Here is a 17,335-nt window from a genome sequence, read left to right on the forward strand (position 1 = left end):
GAAAGATGATCAGGTTGATAGGTTCGAGGTGGAAGCGTGGTGACACGTGGAGCTGACGAATACTAATAGATCGAGGACTTAACCATATATCTAAAGCGGAAGCGACTCGCTCAGAATTGAAGAGCATTGGAGTGCCTGACGATAGAAGCGTTCTTTGCTTCGGCAGGAAGGTACGAAATGATCGAAATTCTAGTCGCTGGAGCTGGATTCAATATGAAGCAAGTGTTATCTAGTTTTGAAGGAATATGCCTTTGGTAGTTTGGTGACGATGGCAGAGAGGTCACACCCGTTCCCATACCGAACACGGAAGTTAAGCTCTCTAGCGCCGATGGTAGTTGGGACCTTGTCCCTGTGAGAGTAGGACGTCGCCAAGCAATTCAAACACGAATCGATTGATTCGTGTTTTTTTGTTTTATAAACGTTTCAATGATGATTAAACAATGAAAATTATGGTTAGGATAGTGAAAGAGCAAAAGAGTTGCAAATTTTTTTAATACGTATATAATTAAAGTCAAAGATAGTCAAAGTCAATAAAGGTGGCGGATAAATGAGAAATATATCTGATATCATTGAGCAATATCTAAAGCAAGTTATTGACTTAAGCAATAACAATGTAATTGAAATTAAGAGAAGTGAGATCGCAGATCGCTTTGATTGTGTTCCATCTCAAATCAATTATGTCATTAATACCCGCTTCACATTGGAAAGAGGATTTATAGTGGAAAGCAAAAGGGGCGGTGGCGGTTACATTCGTATTATCAAAGTCAAACTGCATGATGATATAGACATTATCGATCAAATGCTTCATATGATTGAGCATAGTATCGCGCAAAGTAATGCAGAAGGTATGATTATACGCTTAATAGAAGAAGGCATTATAACAAAAAGAGAAGCAAAATTGATGTTAAGTGTATTGGATCGCTCTGTATTATTAATGGATGCACCGTCTCGGGATCAACTTAGAGCACGGATATTATGCGCAATGTTAAAGACACTGAAATATAAATAAATATGACTTTTGTTAGGAAATGTTTTTGGAAGTAAGATCGTTCGGTTTTATAAACAACATATAATTTGCCAGAATCGACTAAGTGAAAAAGGAATCCCATAATATAAATAGCATTATGGGCTTTGATTGTTCCTGTTGTAAAGGTGGGGATAAAGATGACTTGTCAAAACTGTAATATGAGACCAGCAACCTTGCATTATACAAAAGTAGTAAATGGGGAAAAGACGGAAGTTCATCTTTGTGAGCAATGTGCAGGACAAAGTGGCTATACGTCTTTCTTTCAATCATCACAATCTAGTTTCTCCTTTCAAGACTTGTTAGCAGGGTTATTGAATGGTGAGCCAGCAACATTTGGACAAAAGGAGAATACTTTTTCAAGTACAAAAGTATTGAGATGTCCAGATTGTAAAATGACATATGAGCAATTTGCAAAGGTTGGACGTTTTGGATGTTCTTCTTGTTATGAGGCGTTTAAAGATCAAATACAACCTATGTTAAAACGATTGCATGGTGGCCATACAAGGCATAGTGGAAAAGTTCCAAAGCGCATAGGAGGAAATATCCACTTGAAAAAAGAATTAGATGAACTAAAACTAACTTTAAAGCAGCATGTACAAAGAGAAGAGTTTGAACAGGCCGCACAAATTCGTGATCAAATTCGTAATCTTGAAAAACAAATAAGTGAACATAGAGAGGGGGAGTAGTTCTATGTCACTCGATCGCATTATGAATGAAGCAATAAGTCCTTGGATGAAGGGAGATGGACCGGATTCTGACATTGTTTTAAGCACCCGTATTCGTTTAGCTCGTAATTTGAAAAATTATCATTTTCCAATTATGCAAACAGCTGAAGAAGCTAATCAGATTACAGAATTATTTCAGCAAAAGTTAGCGAATAAAACGATGAGGGATTTTGGTAGCTTTGAGTTATTAAAAATGAACGAATTAACTCCCCTTCAGCGGAGGGTCTTAGTAGAAAAGTATTTAATTAGTCCAAATCTTGCCGACACAGAATTTGGAGCTTGTATATTATCTGAGAGCGAGCATATAAGCGTCATGTTGAATGAAGAAGACCACGTGCGCATTCAGTGCTTATTCCCAGGATTGCAATTATCTGAGGCACTCCAAAGTGCAAACAAAATAGATAATGTATTTGAAGAAGTGGTTGAATATGCATTTGATGAAGAACTTGGTTATGTTACAAGTTGCCCTACAAATGTAGGAACTGGATTAAGGGCTTCAGTCATGATCCATTTGCCTGCACTCGTTTTAACAAAACGAATCAATCGTATTATACAGGCGATTCAACAATTAGGTTTAGTCGTAAGAGGAATATATGGGGAAGGCAGCGAAGCCTTAGGAAATATATTTCAAGTTTCCAATCAGATGACGCTAGGGAAATCTGAGGAAGATATTATTGCAGATTTAACGAGTGTGATTCATCAATTAATTCAACAGGAAAAGGCAGCGCGAGAATTAATTGTGAAAAATTCAAGCATTGAGCTTGAAGATAAAGTGTATCGTTCTTACGGTATACTCGCTCATAGTCGCTTAATCCAATCTGCAGAAGCTGCTACTTGTTTATCTGATGTAAGACTTGGCATTGATTTAGGCTATATAAAAGATATATCAAGAAATATTTTAACGGAGCTAATGGTGCTTACTCAACCAGGTATTCTCCAGCAATATGCAGGTGGACAACTGGGACCAGAAGAAAGAGATTATCGAAGAGCAGCTTTAATCCGTGAAAGATTACGCATTGAAGAAAATGAAGCATAGTAGGAGGCGATTTCTATGATGTTTGGAAGATTTACAGAACGAGCGCAGAAAGTATTAGCTTTATCTCAAGAGGAAGCAATTCGTATTGGTCATAATAATATTGGAACAGAGCATATTTTACTTGGGCTAGTACGTGAAGGTGAAGGTATTGCAGCGAAAGCGTTAATTGCTCTTGGCTTAAGTCCAGAGAAGATACAAAAAGAAGTAGAGGCATTAATTGGTCGTGGTACAGAAGTATCTCAGACTGTTCATTATACTCCTCGTGCGAAAAAGGTCATTGAATTATCCATGGATGAAGCACGTAAACTAGGTCATTCTTATGTTGGAACAGAGCATATCTTACTAGGGTTAATTCGCGAAGGTGAAGGCGTTGCAGCACGCGTTTTAAATAACTTAGGTGTAAGTTTAAATAAGGCGAGACAACAAGTGTTACAACTTCTTGGAAGCAATGAAGCAGCTTCAGGTCATCAAGGTGCTTCATCGACAAATGCAAATACACCAACTTTGGATAGCTTAGCACGTGATTTAACAGTAATTGCGCGTGAAAGTAGATTAGATCCTGTTATTGGGCGCAGTAAGGAAATTCAACGTGTTATTGAGGTGTTAAGCCGTAGAACAAAAAATAACCCGGTGCTAATTGGGGAACCGGGTGTAGGTAAGACTGCAATTGCAGAAGGTTTAGCACAACAAATTGTAAATAATGAAGTTCCAGAAACATTACGAGACAAACGTGTTATGACATTAGATATGGGAACAGTTGTAGCTGGTACAAAATATCGTGGTGAGTTTGAGGACCGTTTAAAGAAAGTAATGGATGAGATTCGTCAGGCAGGTAATATTATTCTATTTATTGACGAACTTCATACATTAATTGGTGCAGGCGGTGCAGAAGGTGCAATTGATGCATCGAATATTTTAAAACCTTCGCTAGCGCGTGGTGAACTACAATGTATTGGTGCGACAACTCTAGATGAGTATCGAAAATATATTGAAAAAGACGCAGCGTTAGAGCGACGCTTCCAACCAATCCAAGTAGATGAACCAAGCTTGGAAGAATCTATTCAAATCTTGAAAGGGTTGCGTGATCGATATGAAGCACATCACCGTGTATCCATTACAGACGATGCAATCGACGCAGCGGTAAAGCTTTCAGATCGCTATATTACAGATCGCTTCTTACCGGATAAAGCAATCGATTTAATTGATGAGGCGGCTTCTAAAGTACGTTTACGTTCCTATACGACGCCACCAAACTTAAAAGAATTAGAAGTGAAACTTGAGGAAATTCGTAAAGAAAAAGATGCGGCTGTGCAGAGTCAAGAATTCGAAAAAGCTGCTTCATTACGAGATATGGAGCAACGTTTACGTGAAAAATTAGAGGATACAAAACGTCAGTGGAAAGAACAGCAAGGAAAAGAAAACTCTGAAGTGACAGTAGAGGATATTGCAAACGTTGTTTCTACATGGACGCGTATACCGGTTTCTAAGCTTGCGCAAGCAGAAACGGATAAATTGTTAAACTTAGAGTCCATTTTACATGATCGTGTAATCGGCCAAGATGAAGCTGTTGTAGCTGTAGCAAAGGCGGTACGTCGTGCAAGGGCTGGCTTAAAAGACCCAAAACGTCCAATTGGTTCCTTTATCTTCTTAGGACCAACTGGTGTTGGGAAAACAGAATTAGCACGAGCATTAGCGGAATCTATGTTCGGTGATGAGGATGCTATGATCCGCATCGACATGTCGGAATATATGGAGAAACATTCTACATCTCGTTTAGTTGGTTCTCCTCCAGGATATGTAGGATATGAAGAGGGCGGTCAATTAACAGAGAAGGTTCGTCGTAAACCGTATTCTGTTGTTCTATTAGATGAGGTAGAGAAAGCACATCCAGATGTATTTAATATTTTATTACAAGTATTAGAAGACGGTCGTTTAACAGACTCTAAAGGTCGCACAGTTGACTTCCGTAATACAATTGTGATTATGACTTCTAACGTTGGTGCTGAGGCATTAAAACGCAATAAACATCTTGGATTTAACGTACAAGATGAGAGCCGTGACTATGCAGATATGAAAGGAAAAGTAATGGACGAATTGAAAAAAGCATTCCGTCCAGAATTCTTAAACCGTATCGATGAAATCATTGTGTTCCATATGCTTGAGAAAAAACATATTCAAGAAATCGTGACACTAATGGTAAATCAACTAGTGAAACGATTAGAAGAACAAGAGATTTATTTAGAGTTAACGGACGCTGCAATTGAAGCGATTGCTGATAAAGGGTTCGATCGTGAGTATGGCGCCCGTCCACTTCGTAGAGCAATCCAGAAACATGTGGAAGATCGATTATCAGAAGAACTTCTAAAAGGAGCCATTGAGAAAGGACAAAAAGTTATCTTTGATAAAGAAGGAGAATCATTTGTCATTCGCAGTGCAGAAAAGGTAAAATAAGTATAGAAAAACAAAGGGGGCTATTCGATAGCCCTCTTTCTTATACGAGCTATATGTTTATGAAAGTGAAGTGAAGTATAGAAGAATATGGCTAAAAAGAAAACGAAATTCATATGTCAAGAATGCGGTTATCAATCACCGAAATATATGGGGAGATGCCCCGGTTGTGGACAATGGAATACGCTTGTTGAAGAGATGGAACAAGTTGTATCATCTAGACGTCTTAACTATGCAAATGCGATTCAAACAGAGGTAACAAAACCGAGAAGACTTACAGAAGTAGAAACAAAATCAGAAGCGCGTATTGAGACAAAATTTCAAGAATTTAATCGTGTATTAGGTGGAGGTATTGTTGATGGTTCCCTTGTTCTTATCGGAGGAGATCCTGGGATTGGGAAATCGACTTTACTGTTGCAAATATCATCACAATTAGCAGATTCTGCTTATGATGTTCTGTATATATCAGGAGAAGAATCCGCAAAACAAATCAAGCTTCGTGCAGATCGTTTACATGTAAATGGGCGTAATTTGTTCGTTGTTTCAGAAACAGATTTACAGCGCATTGCAGCTCATATTGAAGAAATGAATCCCTCTTTTGTTGTAATTGATTCTATTCAAACCATTTATCTACCAGAAGTTACTTCAGCGCCTGGAAGTGTGGCACAAGTACGTGAATGTACGGCAGAATTGATGAAACTTGCGAAAACGAAAGGAATCCCCATTTTTATTGTTGGGCACGTGACAAAAGAAGGTGCTATTGCAGGGCCACGTATGCTAGAACATATGGTGGATGCGGTTCTTTATTTTGAAGGAGATCGTCATCATACATATCGTATTTTGCGAGCAGTAAAAAACCGATTTGGTTCTACAAATGAAATGGGTATTTTTGAAATGAAAGAGCTTGGTCTTGCAGAAGTATTGAATCCTTCTGAGATTTTCCTAGAAGAAAGACCGGTCGGAGTTGCAGGGTCTACAGTTGTTGCCTCAATGGAAGGAACAAGACCTGTTTTAGTAGAAATACAAGCATTAATCTCTCCTACTAGTTTTGGGAATCCTCGAAGAATGGCCACAGGAATTGATCATAATCGTGTATCTCTTATTATGGCAGTGTTGGAAAAGAGAGCGGGATTGTTGTTGCAAAATCAGGATGCGTATTTGAAAGTTGCTGGTGGTTTGAAGTTAGATGAACCAGCGATTGACTTAGCGGTTGCAATAAGTATTGCTTCAAGTTTTCGAGATAAATCTACGGCACCGACTGATGCGGTAATAGGAGAAGTGGGATTAACTGGAGAAATAAGAAGAGTATCAAGAATTGAACAACGTGTACAAGAAGCAGCTAAATTAGGTTTTCAACGTGCAATTATCCCGCGGAAAAATTTAGGTGGATGGACAATTCCTGAGGGGATTGAAGTGGTTGGTGTTTCCAATTTAGGCGAGGCGCTGCGATTGACATTAGGAGGCTAGGCTATGGAAGAAAACAAGCAACGTGTGAAAAGTATGCTTAATATTTTACAGCTTGTTGCACCAGGTACACCGCTGCGCGAAGGGATAGATAATGTACTTCGTGCGCAGACTGGTGGATTAATTGTTCTTGGGTACAATGAACAAATAAAAAGTATTGTGGATGGAGGATTTCATATTAATTGTGGATTCTCTCCTGCTAGTTTGTATGAATTAGCAAAAATGGACGGTGCACTCATTTTAAATGAAACGGGGAGCAAAATCTTAATTGCAAATGCTCAATTAGTTCCTGAAGCAGCTATTGATTCTATTGAAACAGGAATGCGTCATCGTACGGCGGAGCGTGTAGCGAAGCAAACAGGTAGTCTTGTTATAGCGATTTCACAAAGACGTAATGTGATTACGTTATATCAAGGGAATTTACGTTATACATTAAAAGATATAGGTGTTATTTTAACTAAGGCAAATCAAGCGATTCAAACTTTAGAAAAATATAAAGCAGTCTGGAATGACGGTATTACAAATTTGGGTATTCTAGAATTTGAAGAGGTTGTTACGTTATCGGAGGTAGTTCACGTTTTACATAGCGTTGAGATGGTACTTCGTATTAAGAATGAGATTTTGAGTTATATTCATGAATTAGGAACAGAAGGTAGGCTCATTCGCTTACAATTAACGGAGCTACTGGCAGATTTAGAGGCTGAAGCTGCTTTATTAATAAAAGATTACTATCAAGAAAAAACGCAAGATCACTATCAAATATTGAAAAAACTACAAGGTCTTGCAAATGCACAGCTTTTAGAAGATAGTGACTTAGTCAAATTGCTCGGTTACCCAGGACAAACAAGCTTGGAGGAAAGTGTTACACCAAGAGGATATCGCATTACAAGTAAAATATCGAGAGTGCCACCTCTCATTATTGAAAACTTGATCAACCGGTTTAAAACATTGCAAGGTGTCTGTCGAGCATCGATTGATGAACTGGATGATGTGGAAGGAATTGGGGAAGTTCGAGCGAAGAAAATACGAGAAGGTTTAAAACGAATCCAAGAACACCTTTATATGAGCAGACACAATTAAGAATATTACATTGACTATACAATATAACAACGCGAGAACATTTTTAATATATGGTATGATATATTGGTAAATAAAACGATTTATGAAAAAAGCACGTCCGCTTTTACATTCGGCGTTTTGATTCACAAAACAATGGTTAATAATGAGTAGGAGGTGGTTGAATGTTAAAACGGATCGTACAGCTCTTCTTTTTAGTAATCGGGGGAGCTTTAGGGATCTTTTTAATCCCAAAAGTAATGAATGTGTTAGATATTGGTGCAGTTCCTTTGCTTGAAGGTTCATATGTTCGTGCAATTATTGGTGCAATCATTTTATTTTTAACAACATTTTGGCTTGTAGATTATATTGTTCAGCTTATTAAACATATTGAAGAAGCGCTTGTAAAGGCGCCTGTGACAGATGTTTTATTTGGTACGCTAGGTTTAATCTCTGGTCTTATCGTTGCATATTTAATTTTAATCCCAATTCGCGAAATTACAATTCAAGTTATCAGTACCGTGTTGCAGGTTTTCTTTACTCTTTTACTTGGTTATTTAGGCTTCCAGGTAGGGTTTAAAAAACGAAATGAGTTGCTAGGGTTATTTACACTGCCACAGCGTAGCGGTAAGAAGAAAAATACGAATAGCGAAAATGAAGAGAATGAAGTAGGGGGAGAGGAATCTTCTTCGAATTGGAAAATTCTTGATACGAGTGTAATTATTGATGGACGTATTGCGGATATTTGTCAAACAAAATTTTTAGAGGGAACAATTGTAATCCCGCAGTTTGTATTAGAAGAGTTACAACATATTGCTGATTCTTCTGACGCATTAAAGCGTAATCGGGGCCGTAGAGGACTAGATATTTTAAATCGTATTCAAAAAGAAATGCCGATTCCAGTAGAGATTTACGAGGGTGATTTTGAAGATATTCAAGAGGTAGATAGCAAACTTGTGAAATTGGCGAAGTTAACTGGTGGAACGGTTGTAACGAATGACTTCAATTTAAATAAGGTTTCTGAATTACAGGGGGTAACGGTTTTAAATATTAATGATTTAGCAAATGCAATTAAACCGGTTGTTCTCCCTGGAGAAGAGTTAAATGTTTACGTTGTGAAAGATGGAAAAGAGCAAAATCAAGGTGTTGCGTATTTAGATGATGGCACGATGATTGTAGTAGAAGATGGTAAGGAGTACGTTGGCTCTCAGTTAGAAGTACTTGTTACAAGTGTACTGCAAACATCGGCTGGTCGTATGATTTTTGCAAAGCGTAAATTATTAGAAAAAGCATTATAAGCAGAGGATTTGTAATATGTATACATTAATTATTCCAGCAGCAGGTCAAGGAAAACGAATGGGCGCTGGTAAAAACAAACTGTTTTTGCTTATTAATGAAGTGCCTATCATCGTTCATACATTACGTGCTTTTGAGAAAGACGAAGCATGTGAAAAAATTATTATGGCAATTAATGAACAAGAGCGTTCTGATTTTGAGGCATTAATACAAAAGTACGATATTCGAAAAAATGTGCAGTTTATTCAAGGTGGAGCCGAAAGACAAGATAGTGTATATAATGCACTGCAGTATGTGAAAGAAACTGAATATGTTCTTGTTCATGATGGTGCCCGCCCCTTTGTAACGAATAAGATGATTCATGAAGTATTAATTGTGGCAAAAGAGAAGGGTGCTTCCGTTTGCGCTGTGCCAGTGAAGGATACGATAAAGAAAGTAGTGAATGATGCAGTTTTTGAGACAGTTGAACGTTCTCAACTTAGAGCAGTTCAAACACCACAAGGCTTTTCTGTTTCAATTTTATTAGAGGCTCATCAAAGCGCAAAGCAAAGTTGTTTTCTTGGTACTGATGATGCAAGTCTCGTAGAGCGTATTGGAAAGGAAGTCGGCGTAGTAGAAGGTAGCTATTATAATATTAAGGTGACAACACCAGAAGATTTATTAATTGCTGAAAGCTTTTTACACGTTCAGAGATAGCGGTAGTATGGTTGAAAAGCTCGGTTCGTACCGGGCTTTTCTTTATACAGATGGCGATATAAGATAGAATCATAAAGTTTAGCTTGAGGAGGATGTATAGAATGTTTCGAATTGGACAAGGTTTTGATGTGCATGAATTTGCAGAAGGAAGACCGTTAATTATCGGAGGGATTACGATTCCATATGAGAAAGGTTTATTAGGTCATTCAGATGCAGATGTGCTTTTACATACAATTGCTGATGCTTGTTTAGGAGCGATTGCTGCTGGGGATATCGGAAAACATTTTCCAGATACAGATCCGGCTTTTAAAGATGCGGATTCAGCAGTGTTATTACAAAAGGTTTGGGAGTTTGTACGTGAACAAGGATATGAATTAGGGAATTTAGATTGTACAATTATTGCTCAGAAACCGAAGATGGCGCCACATATTGAAAGTATGCGGAAACGTATTAGTGAACTTTTAGAAACATCGATTGATAATATTAATGTAAAAGCGACAACGACAGAAAAGTTGGGATTTACAGGTAGAGAAGAAGGAATTGCTTCTCAAGCGGTTGTATTATTACAGAAAAAATAATGGTTTTTCGTTTGCAAGATGGATAATCAGATTTTTTTGGTGTACAATTATAGAATGTGTTGACATTAAGAATGGAAGGTGTACCAATTATGGAAAAGCAAGTGAGAGTGCGCTATGCGCCAAGTCCAACAGGACACTTACATATCGGAAATGCGCGTACGGCATTATTTAATTATTTATTTGCTCGTCATCAAGATGGTAAGTTTATTATTCGTATTGAAGATACTGATGTGAAACGTAACGTTGCTGGCGGTGAAGAAAGCCAATTAAAATACTTGAAATGGCTCGGTATGGACTGGGATGAAGGTGTTGACGTTGGTGGGAAATATGGACCATATCGTCAAACAGAGCGTTTAGATATTTATAAAGAGTTATATGAAGATTTACTAGAGCGTGGTTTAGCTTATAAATGTTATATGACTGAGGAAGAATTAGAAGCAGAACGTGAAGGGCAAATTGCTCGTGGTGAGACACCTCGTTACGCAGGTAATCACCGCAATTTAACAGAGGAACAAATTGCGCAATTTGAGGCGGAAGGCCGTGTTCCAAGTATTCGCTTCCGCGTACCGGATAATCGTGAGTACAAATTTAATGATATTGTTAAAGGGGATGTGACATTCCATTCCAACGATTTCGGTGACTTTGTTATCGTGAAAAAAGATGGTATTCCAACATATAACTTTGCGGTAGCAGTAGATGATCATTTAATGGAAATTACACATGTTCTTCGTGGGGATGATCATATTTCGAATACGCCAAAACAAATGATGATTTATGAAGCATTTGGCTGGGATATTCCTCAGTTTGGTCATATGACACTCATCGTAAATGAAAGCCGTAAAAAATTAAGTAAACGCGATGAATCTATTATTCAATTTATTGAACAATATGAAGCACTTGGATATCTTCCAGAAGCAATTTTTAACTTCATTGCATTACTAGGTTGGTCACCAGTAGGAGAAGAGGAAATCTTCTCAAAAGATGAGTTTATTAAGATGTTTGATGCAGCTCGTTTATCAAAATCACCTGCGTTATTCGATTCCCAAAAATTAAAATGGATGAATAACCAATATATGAAAAAACAAGATTTAGATACTGTTGTTGCATTAAGCTTACCGCACTTAGTAAAAGCTGGTCGTGTAAGTGAAGAGTTAAGTGAGCAAGAAGCAGCTTGGGTTCGTGATGTAATTGCTTTATATCATGAACAAATGAGCTATGGAGCTGAAATTGTAGAGCTTTCTGAAATGTTCTTCAAGGATCATGTAGACTTTGAAGAAGAAGGAAAAGAAGTATTAAAAGGTGAACAAGTACCTGAAGTGCTTCGTGCGTTTGCAGTAGGATTAGAGGCTCTAGAGGAAGTAGAACCAGCTGCAATTAAGAAAGCAATTAAAGCGGTTCAAAAGGAAACAGGACATAAGGGTAAAAACTTATTTATGCCAATCCGTGTTGCAACAACTGGGCAAACACATGGTCCAGAACTTCCAAATGCGATTGCGCTTCTTGGAAAAGAGAAAGTCTTAAAACGTATTCAAAAAGTAATTGGTTAACATTTAACGAATTTCGAAATATAATAAGAATACTCAAAAGTAAATAAGGAAAAGCGACGAGAAGGAGAAGTAGAAAAACAGGCTTTTTACAGAGAGAACCATCTTTGGCTGGAAGTGGTTTATAAGCGGTTTTTTGAAATGCACCTTCGAGTCTTCTGCCCAACAACGAATAATTTCGGAAAACGCCCGAAAGACGAAAAGTAAGCAGAAGCGGTATCAGCCGTTATTAAGAATGAGTTTGAGGTTTTTTTGGCCTAAACAGAGTGGAACCGCGCTAAAAAGGCGTCTCTGTCAATTTGACAGAGACGCCTTTTTTTATTCCATCATTTATGGCTTAAGCTGCTTACCTTACTTTGCAAAAAAAGAAATGAGCAGAAGCGGTAGCTGTTTCTAAGAAAGGGCTAGGTTGTATACATTTCCACTTTATATGTTTGAGTAAAAGAGGGGCTAAGGGAGAAAAACGCAGTTCACTTAAAAAAGTAGCCTGTAAGGGGAGGGGACATTAATGTTTAAGAGGCTTCGAGAAGATATTGAAGTCGTTTTTGAACAGGATCCAGCGGCAAGAAGTTATTTCGAAGTCATTTTAACTTATTCTGGATTGCATGCAGTTTGGGCACATCGAATTGCACATGCTTTTTATAAAAAAAAGTTTTTCTTTATTGCACGCTTCATTTCACAAGTTAGTCGGTTTTTTACTGGTATCGAAATTCACCCAGGAGCAACAATTGGTCGTCGTTTTTTTATTGACCATGGTATGGGTGTAGTCATTGGAGAAACATGTGAAATTGGAGATAACGTAACGATTTATCAAGGTGTTACACTTGGGGGTACTGGGAAAGAAAAAGGAAAAAGGCATCCAACTATTAAGGATAATGTACTCATTTCAACAGGGGCAAAAGTACTTGGATCTATTACGGTTGGGGAAAATTCTAAAATTGGAGCAGGGTCTGTCGTATTAAAAGAAGTTCCTGCACATTCTACAGTTGTAGGTATACCGGGACGCGTCGTGATTCAAAATGGAGTGAAGATTGGGCAGGAGTTAAATCATTCAGATTTACCAGATCCAATTTTTGATAAATTAAAAGTAATGGAAGCAGAGATAGAAGCATTAAAGAAGCAGCTTGCATGGAAAGTAGAAAGGAAGGATAACAATGACTATTCACATTTATAATACATTAACACGTCAGAAGGAAGAATTTATTCCTTTAGAAGAAAAGAAAGTAAAGATGTATGTATGCGGACCTACAGTATACAACTATATTCATATTGGGAATGCAAGACCGCCTATGGTATTTGATACAGTGCGTCGTTACTTAGAACATAAAGGATATGATGTCCAATATGTTTCCAACTTTACTGATGTCGATGATAAATTAATTAAGGCTGCAAATGAACTTGGAGAAGATGTCCCAACAATTGCAGATCGTTTTATCGAAGCGTACTTTGAGGATGTAACGGCACTTGGTTGCAAACATGCAACAGTTCATCCACGAGTAACAGAAAATATGGATATCATTATTGAATTTATTCAGGAACTTGTGAATAAAGGGTATGCATATGAATCTGAGGGTGATGTATATTACAGAACAAAAGAGTTTGAAGGATACGGTAAGTTATCGCATCAAGCAATTGAAGATTTACGTCATGGTGCACGTATTGAAGTGGGAGAAAAGAAACAAGACCCACTCGACTTTGCTCTATGGAAGGCGGCGAAAGAAGGGGAAATCTTCTGGGAAAGCCCTTGGGGGAAAGGACGTCCAGGTTGGCATATTGAATGCTCTGCAATGGCAAGAAAATATTTAGGAGATTCAATTGACATTCATGCTGGTGGGCAAGATTTATCATTCCCGCATCACGAAAATGAAATTGCGCAATCAGAAGCTTTAACTGGAAAACCATTTGCACGCTACTGGATGCATAATGGTTATATTAATATTAACAATGAGAAAATGTCTAAATCGTTAGGGAACTTTATTCTTGTTCACGATATTATTAAGCAATATGATCCGCAATTAATTCGATTCTTTATGTTATCTGTACATTATCGTCATCCAATTAACTTTAGTGAAGAGCTATTACAAAGTACAAATAATGGATTAGAAAGAATTAAAACGACTTATCGAAACTTAAAGCATCGTATAGAAAGTAGTACGGATTTAACAGATCATAATGAGAAATGGTTAGCTGAAATGAATGAATTCCAATCTGCATTTGAGACGGCAATGGATGATGACTTTAATACAGCAAATGCAATAACAGAGTTGTATAACTTAGCAAACCATGCAAATCAATATTTATTAGAAGAGCATACATCAAAAGTTGTTATCGAAGCGTATATCAACCAACTTGAAACGTTGTTTAGTATTTTAGGATTAATGTTCACGAAAGAAGAATTGCTTGATGAAGAAATTGAAGCGCTTATTCAAAAGCGTATTGAAGCTCGTAAAAATCGTGATTTTGCATTAGCTGATAAAATCCGTGATGACTTAAAAGAACGTAATATTATTTTAGAGGATACCGCTCAAGGTACAAGATGGAAAAGAGGATAAGTATGATTGATGCAAAGCAATTAAACAGCTTGGCGTTAGCTTATATGGGTGATGCGGTGTATGAACAATATATCCGCCATCACCTCCTTCAAAAAGGAACAGTTCGTCCTAACCAGTTACACCGATTAGGGACGAGCTTTGTTTCTGCGAAAGCGCAAGCGAAAGTTGTTTATCATTTTTTAGAAACGAATTTTTTAACTGAGGAAGAAGAAGCAGTATTAAGAAGAGGGCGTAATGCAAATTCAGGTACTGTTCCGAAAAATACAGACGTACAAACATATCGTCATAGCACAGCTTTTGAAGCGGTGATTGGGTATCATTATTTACTAGGCAATCGTGAAAGATTAGAAGAAATTGTAAATAAGGCGATTCATGTGTTAGAAGGAATGGAAGGAGGCAAATTGTCATGAGTAGTGAATATATTATTGGACGTAATCCCGTTATTGAAGCATTGCGATCGGGACGAGATATTAATAAGATTTGGGTGGCAGAAGGTGCCGCTAAAGGACAAATTCAAATTGTAGTAGCATTAGCAAAAGAGAATAAAATTCTTCTGCAATATGCTCCAAAGAAGAAATTAGACCAACTTGTTGAAGGGAATCATCAAGGAGTAATTGCGCAAGTAGCAGCATATCAATATGCGGAATTAGAAGATTTATTTAAAGTTGCCGCTAAACGTAATGAAGAGCCATTCTTTTTAATTTTAGATGAGATTGAAGATCCACATAATCTAGGGTCTATTATGCGTACTGCAGATGCAACTGGGGCGCACGGTATTATTATTCCAAAGCGACGAGCTGTTGGACTGACAGCTTCAGTGGCAAAGGCCTCTACAGGAGCGATTGAGTATATTCCTGTTGTACGAGTAACAAATTTATCTCGTACAATCGATGAGCTAAAGGAACGTGGTCTATGGATCGCTGGTACAGATGCGAAAGGGAAAACAGATTATCGTAATCTAGATGGTAATATGCCGATTGGATTAGTAATTGGTAGTGAAGGAAAAGGCATGAGCCGCATCATTGGACAAAAGTGTGATTTCCTAGTTCATTTACCGATGGTCGGTAAAGTTACATCCTTAAATGCTTCAGTAGCTGCAAGTCTGTTAATGTATGAGGTATATCGTAAACGTCACCAGATTGGTAAGTAACAAATGAATGATATTTTAATCGTTGATGGCTACAACATCATAGGGGCTTGGAAAGACTTGAAGAAATTGAGGGATGTAGATTTACAAGCATCGAGGGACGCATTAATTGATAAAATGGCAGATTATCAAGGGTATACAGGAACGAAAGTAATGATTGTGTTTGATGCTTATACAGTTCAAGGTATTGAGAAAAAGATGAAGCAATCGCGTGTTGAGGTTATTTTTACTAGAAAAAATCAAACTGCTGATGAAAAAATCGAACAGTTGGCAAGCGAACTTCGTAATATTAATACACAAGTCTATGTTGCAACTTCTGATTATACGGAGCAATGGGTTATCTTTGGACAGGGGGCGCTTAGAAAGTCAGCACGTGAACTAGAGTTAGAAGTGCAGGCGATGGAACAACAGGTGCGTCATGAAACGAAAGCGACCAAAGAGAAACAACCCGCTATGCGAACAATATTTAGTAAGGATATTACAGAAAAATTAGAAAAATTAAGGCGAGGAGAGCGTTGAGACATTGACGCTCTTTAAGCGCTTACTGTATAATATTTCTAAATAAATAGCGGTCGGAGGGATCAGAGTGGAAACAGGCTTCGTAAGTACTAGCAACGTTACGTTTCGCGATTTAGAGGATGAGGCAATCGTTGAGTTAGTTCGAAAAGGTAATATTGATGCTCTTGAATATTTAATACACAAGTATAAAAACTTTGTTCGCGCAAAATCGAGATCTTATTTTTTAGTAGGTGCCGATCGAGAGGATATTGTTCAAGAAGGTATGATTGGGCTTTTTAAAGCGATTCGTGATTATAAGGAGGACAAGCTATCTTCTTTTAAAGCATTTGCTGAATTATGTATTACTCGTCAAATTATTACTGCTATTAAGACTGCAACAAGACAAAAACATATTCCTTTAAATTCGTATGTTTCTTTGGATAAACCGATTTACGATGAGGAATCTGATCGTACGCTATTAGATGTTATTTCAGAAGCAAAGGTAACAGATCCTGAAGAAATGATTATTAGTCAGGAAGAATACAGCGACATAGAGTTAAAAATATCTGAATTATTAAGCGATTTGGAGAGAAAAGTACTTTCTTTATATTTGGATGGCCGTTCATATCAAGAAATATCTGAGCAACTAAATAGACATGTGAAATCTATTGATAATGCTCTTCAACGTGTAAAACGGAAATTAGAAAGATATATGGAAATGAGAGAGAATACAACTTTAAATTCGAAATGATGTAAAGGGACTTCCTTTCCTTTTTTTGTATCTAAGTAAAAGGCATGTCATTGACATTGCCTTTTATTGTATGATACATTTTTAGGGACATAATGTTACAAGGTTGGTATAACAAATGAGAAAAAAAGTGGTACTCTCATGTGAAGAGTGTAAAAATCGTAACTACTCTACAATGAAAGATACGAGCTCAGTGGAGCGACTTGAAATAAAGAAATTTTGTAAAACATGCAATAAGCATACAGTTCATAAGGAAACAAAATAAATAATCGAAATGATGCACTGGAGGTCCCGTAAATGCGTTTAACGAACTTTTTCGGCGATGTAAGTCGCGAGATGAAAAAAGTAAGTTGGCCTAAAAAAGATGAATTACTCCGTTCGACAGCTACTGTTATTGCAACAGTTGTCTTTTTTGCGATTTTTTTCGCAGTAGTTGATATGGGCATTTCTTCTTTAATTCGGTTAATTCTTGAATAAGAAGCACTTATCCATGATATAATGTTATTTATAAGAACTGTGT

The 17,335-nt window shown here is 37.4% G+C and carries 18 protein-coding genes, 2 rRNA genes and 1 other annotated feature; all 20 genes read left to right on the forward strand.

Features of this window, described 5'->3' with window-relative positions; translation table 11 throughout:
• Positions 1-86, forward strand: a 23S ribosomal RNA gene (locus MR058_RS19390); the annotation flags it as partial.
• 172 nt (positions 87-258) lie between these two features.
• Positions 259-374, forward strand: a 5S ribosomal RNA gene (gene rrf, locus MR058_RS19395).
• 173 nt (positions 375-547) lie between these two features.
• Positions 548-1,009 carry a CtsR family transcriptional regulator gene (locus MR058_RS19400; RefSeq protein ID WP_011983217.1) on the forward strand — a complete coding sequence of 154 codons (462 nt, stop codon included), beginning with the start codon at positions 548-550 and terminating at the stop codon, positions 1,007-1,009.
• A gap of 155 nt (positions 1,010-1,164) precedes the next feature.
• A complete protein-coding gene (locus MR058_RS19405) occupies positions 1,165-1,713 on the forward strand; it encodes a protein-arginine kinase activator protein McsA (protein ID WP_242145432.1) in 549 nt (182 codons plus the stop codon).
• A 4-nt stretch (positions 1,714-1,717) separates the two neighbouring features.
• Positions 1,718-2,788: a protein-arginine kinase McsB gene (locus tag MR058_RS19410; protein ID WP_242145433.1), complete on the forward strand. Its 1,071-nt coding sequence runs from the start codon at positions 1,718-1,720 to the stop codon at positions 2,786-2,788.
• Positions 2,789-2,803: 15 nt separating this feature from the next.
• Positions 2,804-5,239, forward strand: a complete 2,436-nt coding sequence (gene clpC, locus MR058_RS19415) for an ATP-dependent protease ATP-binding subunit ClpC (RefSeq protein ID WP_242145434.1) — start codon at positions 2,804-2,806, stop codon at positions 5,237-5,239.
• 87 nt (positions 5,240-5,326) lie between these two features.
• Positions 5,327-6,703: a DNA repair protein RadA gene (gene radA, locus MR058_RS19420; protein WP_242145435.1), complete on the forward strand. Its 1,377-nt coding sequence runs from the start codon at positions 5,327-5,329 to the stop codon at positions 6,701-6,703.
• A gap of 3 nt (positions 6,704-6,706) precedes the next feature.
• Positions 6,707-7,780, forward strand: a complete 1,074-nt coding sequence (gene disA / locus MR058_RS19425) for a DNA integrity scanning diadenylate cyclase DisA (RefSeq protein ID WP_242145436.1) — start codon at positions 6,707-6,709, stop codon at positions 7,778-7,780.
• Between the two features lie 161 nt (positions 7,781-7,941).
• A complete protein-coding gene (locus MR058_RS19430) occupies positions 7,942-9,054 on the forward strand; it encodes a PIN/TRAM domain-containing protein (protein WP_242145437.1) in 1,113 nt (370 codons plus the stop codon).
• A gap of 16 nt (positions 9,055-9,070) precedes the next feature.
• The gene (gene ispD / locus MR058_RS19435; protein ID WP_242145438.1) at positions 9,071-9,748 is read left to right on the forward strand and encodes a 2-C-methyl-D-erythritol 4-phosphate cytidylyltransferase; all 678 of its coding nucleotides are present in this window, start codon (positions 9,071-9,073) and stop codon (positions 9,746-9,748) included.
• Positions 9,749-9,849: 101 nt separating this feature from the next.
• Positions 9,850-10,326, forward strand: coding sequence for a 2-C-methyl-D-erythritol 2,4-cyclodiphosphate synthase (gene ispF, locus MR058_RS19440; RefSeq protein WP_011983225.1), 477 nt, complete (start codon positions 9,850-9,852; stop codon positions 10,324-10,326).
• A gap of 89 nt (positions 10,327-10,415) precedes the next feature.
• Positions 10,416-11,873, forward strand: coding sequence for a glutamate--tRNA ligase (gene gltX / locus MR058_RS19445; protein WP_242145474.1), 1,458 nt, complete (start codon positions 10,416-10,418; stop codon positions 11,871-11,873).
• 47 nt (positions 11,874-11,920) lie between these two features.
• Positions 11,921-12,166, forward strand: a binding site (T-box leader).
• A gap of 212 nt (positions 12,167-12,378) precedes the next feature.
• A complete protein-coding gene (gene cysE, locus MR058_RS19450; protein WP_242145439.1) occupies positions 12,379-13,044 on the forward strand; it encodes a serine O-acetyltransferase in 666 nt (221 codons plus the stop codon).
• Positions 13,025-14,422: a cysteine--tRNA ligase gene (cysS, locus tag MR058_RS19455; RefSeq protein ID WP_242145440.1), complete on the forward strand. Its 1,398-nt coding sequence runs from the start codon at positions 13,025-13,027 to the stop codon at positions 14,420-14,422. Before cysE ends, cysS begins: the two co-directional genes overlap by 20 nt.
• 2 nt (positions 14,423-14,424) lie before the next feature.
• Positions 14,425-14,832, forward strand: coding sequence for a Mini-ribonuclease 3 (locus MR058_RS19460; RefSeq protein WP_242145441.1), 408 nt, complete (start codon positions 14,425-14,427; stop codon positions 14,830-14,832).
• On the forward strand, positions 14,829-15,572 hold the full coding sequence (gene rlmB, locus MR058_RS19465) for a 23S rRNA (guanosine(2251)-2'-O)-methyltransferase RlmB (RefSeq protein ID WP_242145442.1): 744 nt from the start codon (positions 14,829-14,831) through the stop codon (positions 15,570-15,572). Before MR058_RS19460 ends, rlmB begins: the two co-directional genes overlap by 4 nt.
• Positions 15,573-15,575: 3 nt before the next feature.
• Positions 15,576-16,088, forward strand: coding sequence for an NYN domain-containing protein (locus MR058_RS19470; RefSeq protein WP_242145443.1), 513 nt, complete (start codon positions 15,576-15,578; stop codon positions 16,086-16,088).
• A gap of 67 nt (positions 16,089-16,155) precedes the next feature.
• Positions 16,156-16,818 carry an RNA polymerase factor sigma-70 gene (locus MR058_RS19475; RefSeq protein ID WP_011983232.1) on the forward strand — a complete coding sequence of 221 codons (663 nt, stop codon included), beginning with the start codon at positions 16,156-16,158 and terminating at the stop codon, positions 16,816-16,818.
• A gap of 115 nt (positions 16,819-16,933) precedes the next feature.
• A complete protein-coding gene (gene rpmG, locus MR058_RS19480) occupies positions 16,934-17,080 on the forward strand; it encodes a 50S ribosomal protein L33 (RefSeq protein ID WP_012260172.1) in 147 nt (48 codons plus the stop codon).
• Positions 17,081-17,112: 32 nt separating this feature from the next.
• Positions 17,113-17,292, forward strand: a complete 180-nt coding sequence (secE, locus tag MR058_RS19485) for a preprotein translocase subunit SecE (RefSeq protein ID WP_242145444.1) — start codon at positions 17,113-17,115, stop codon at positions 17,290-17,292.
• The last annotated feature ends 43 nt before the right edge of the window (positions 17,293-17,335 follow it).

The sequence above is a fragment of the Bacillus cereus group sp. BfR-BA-01430 genome (assembly GCF_022663115.1).
In the GTDB taxonomy this organism is placed as follows: Bacteria; Bacillota; Bacilli; order Bacillales; family Bacillaceae_G; genus Bacillus_A; species Bacillus_A cereus_BD.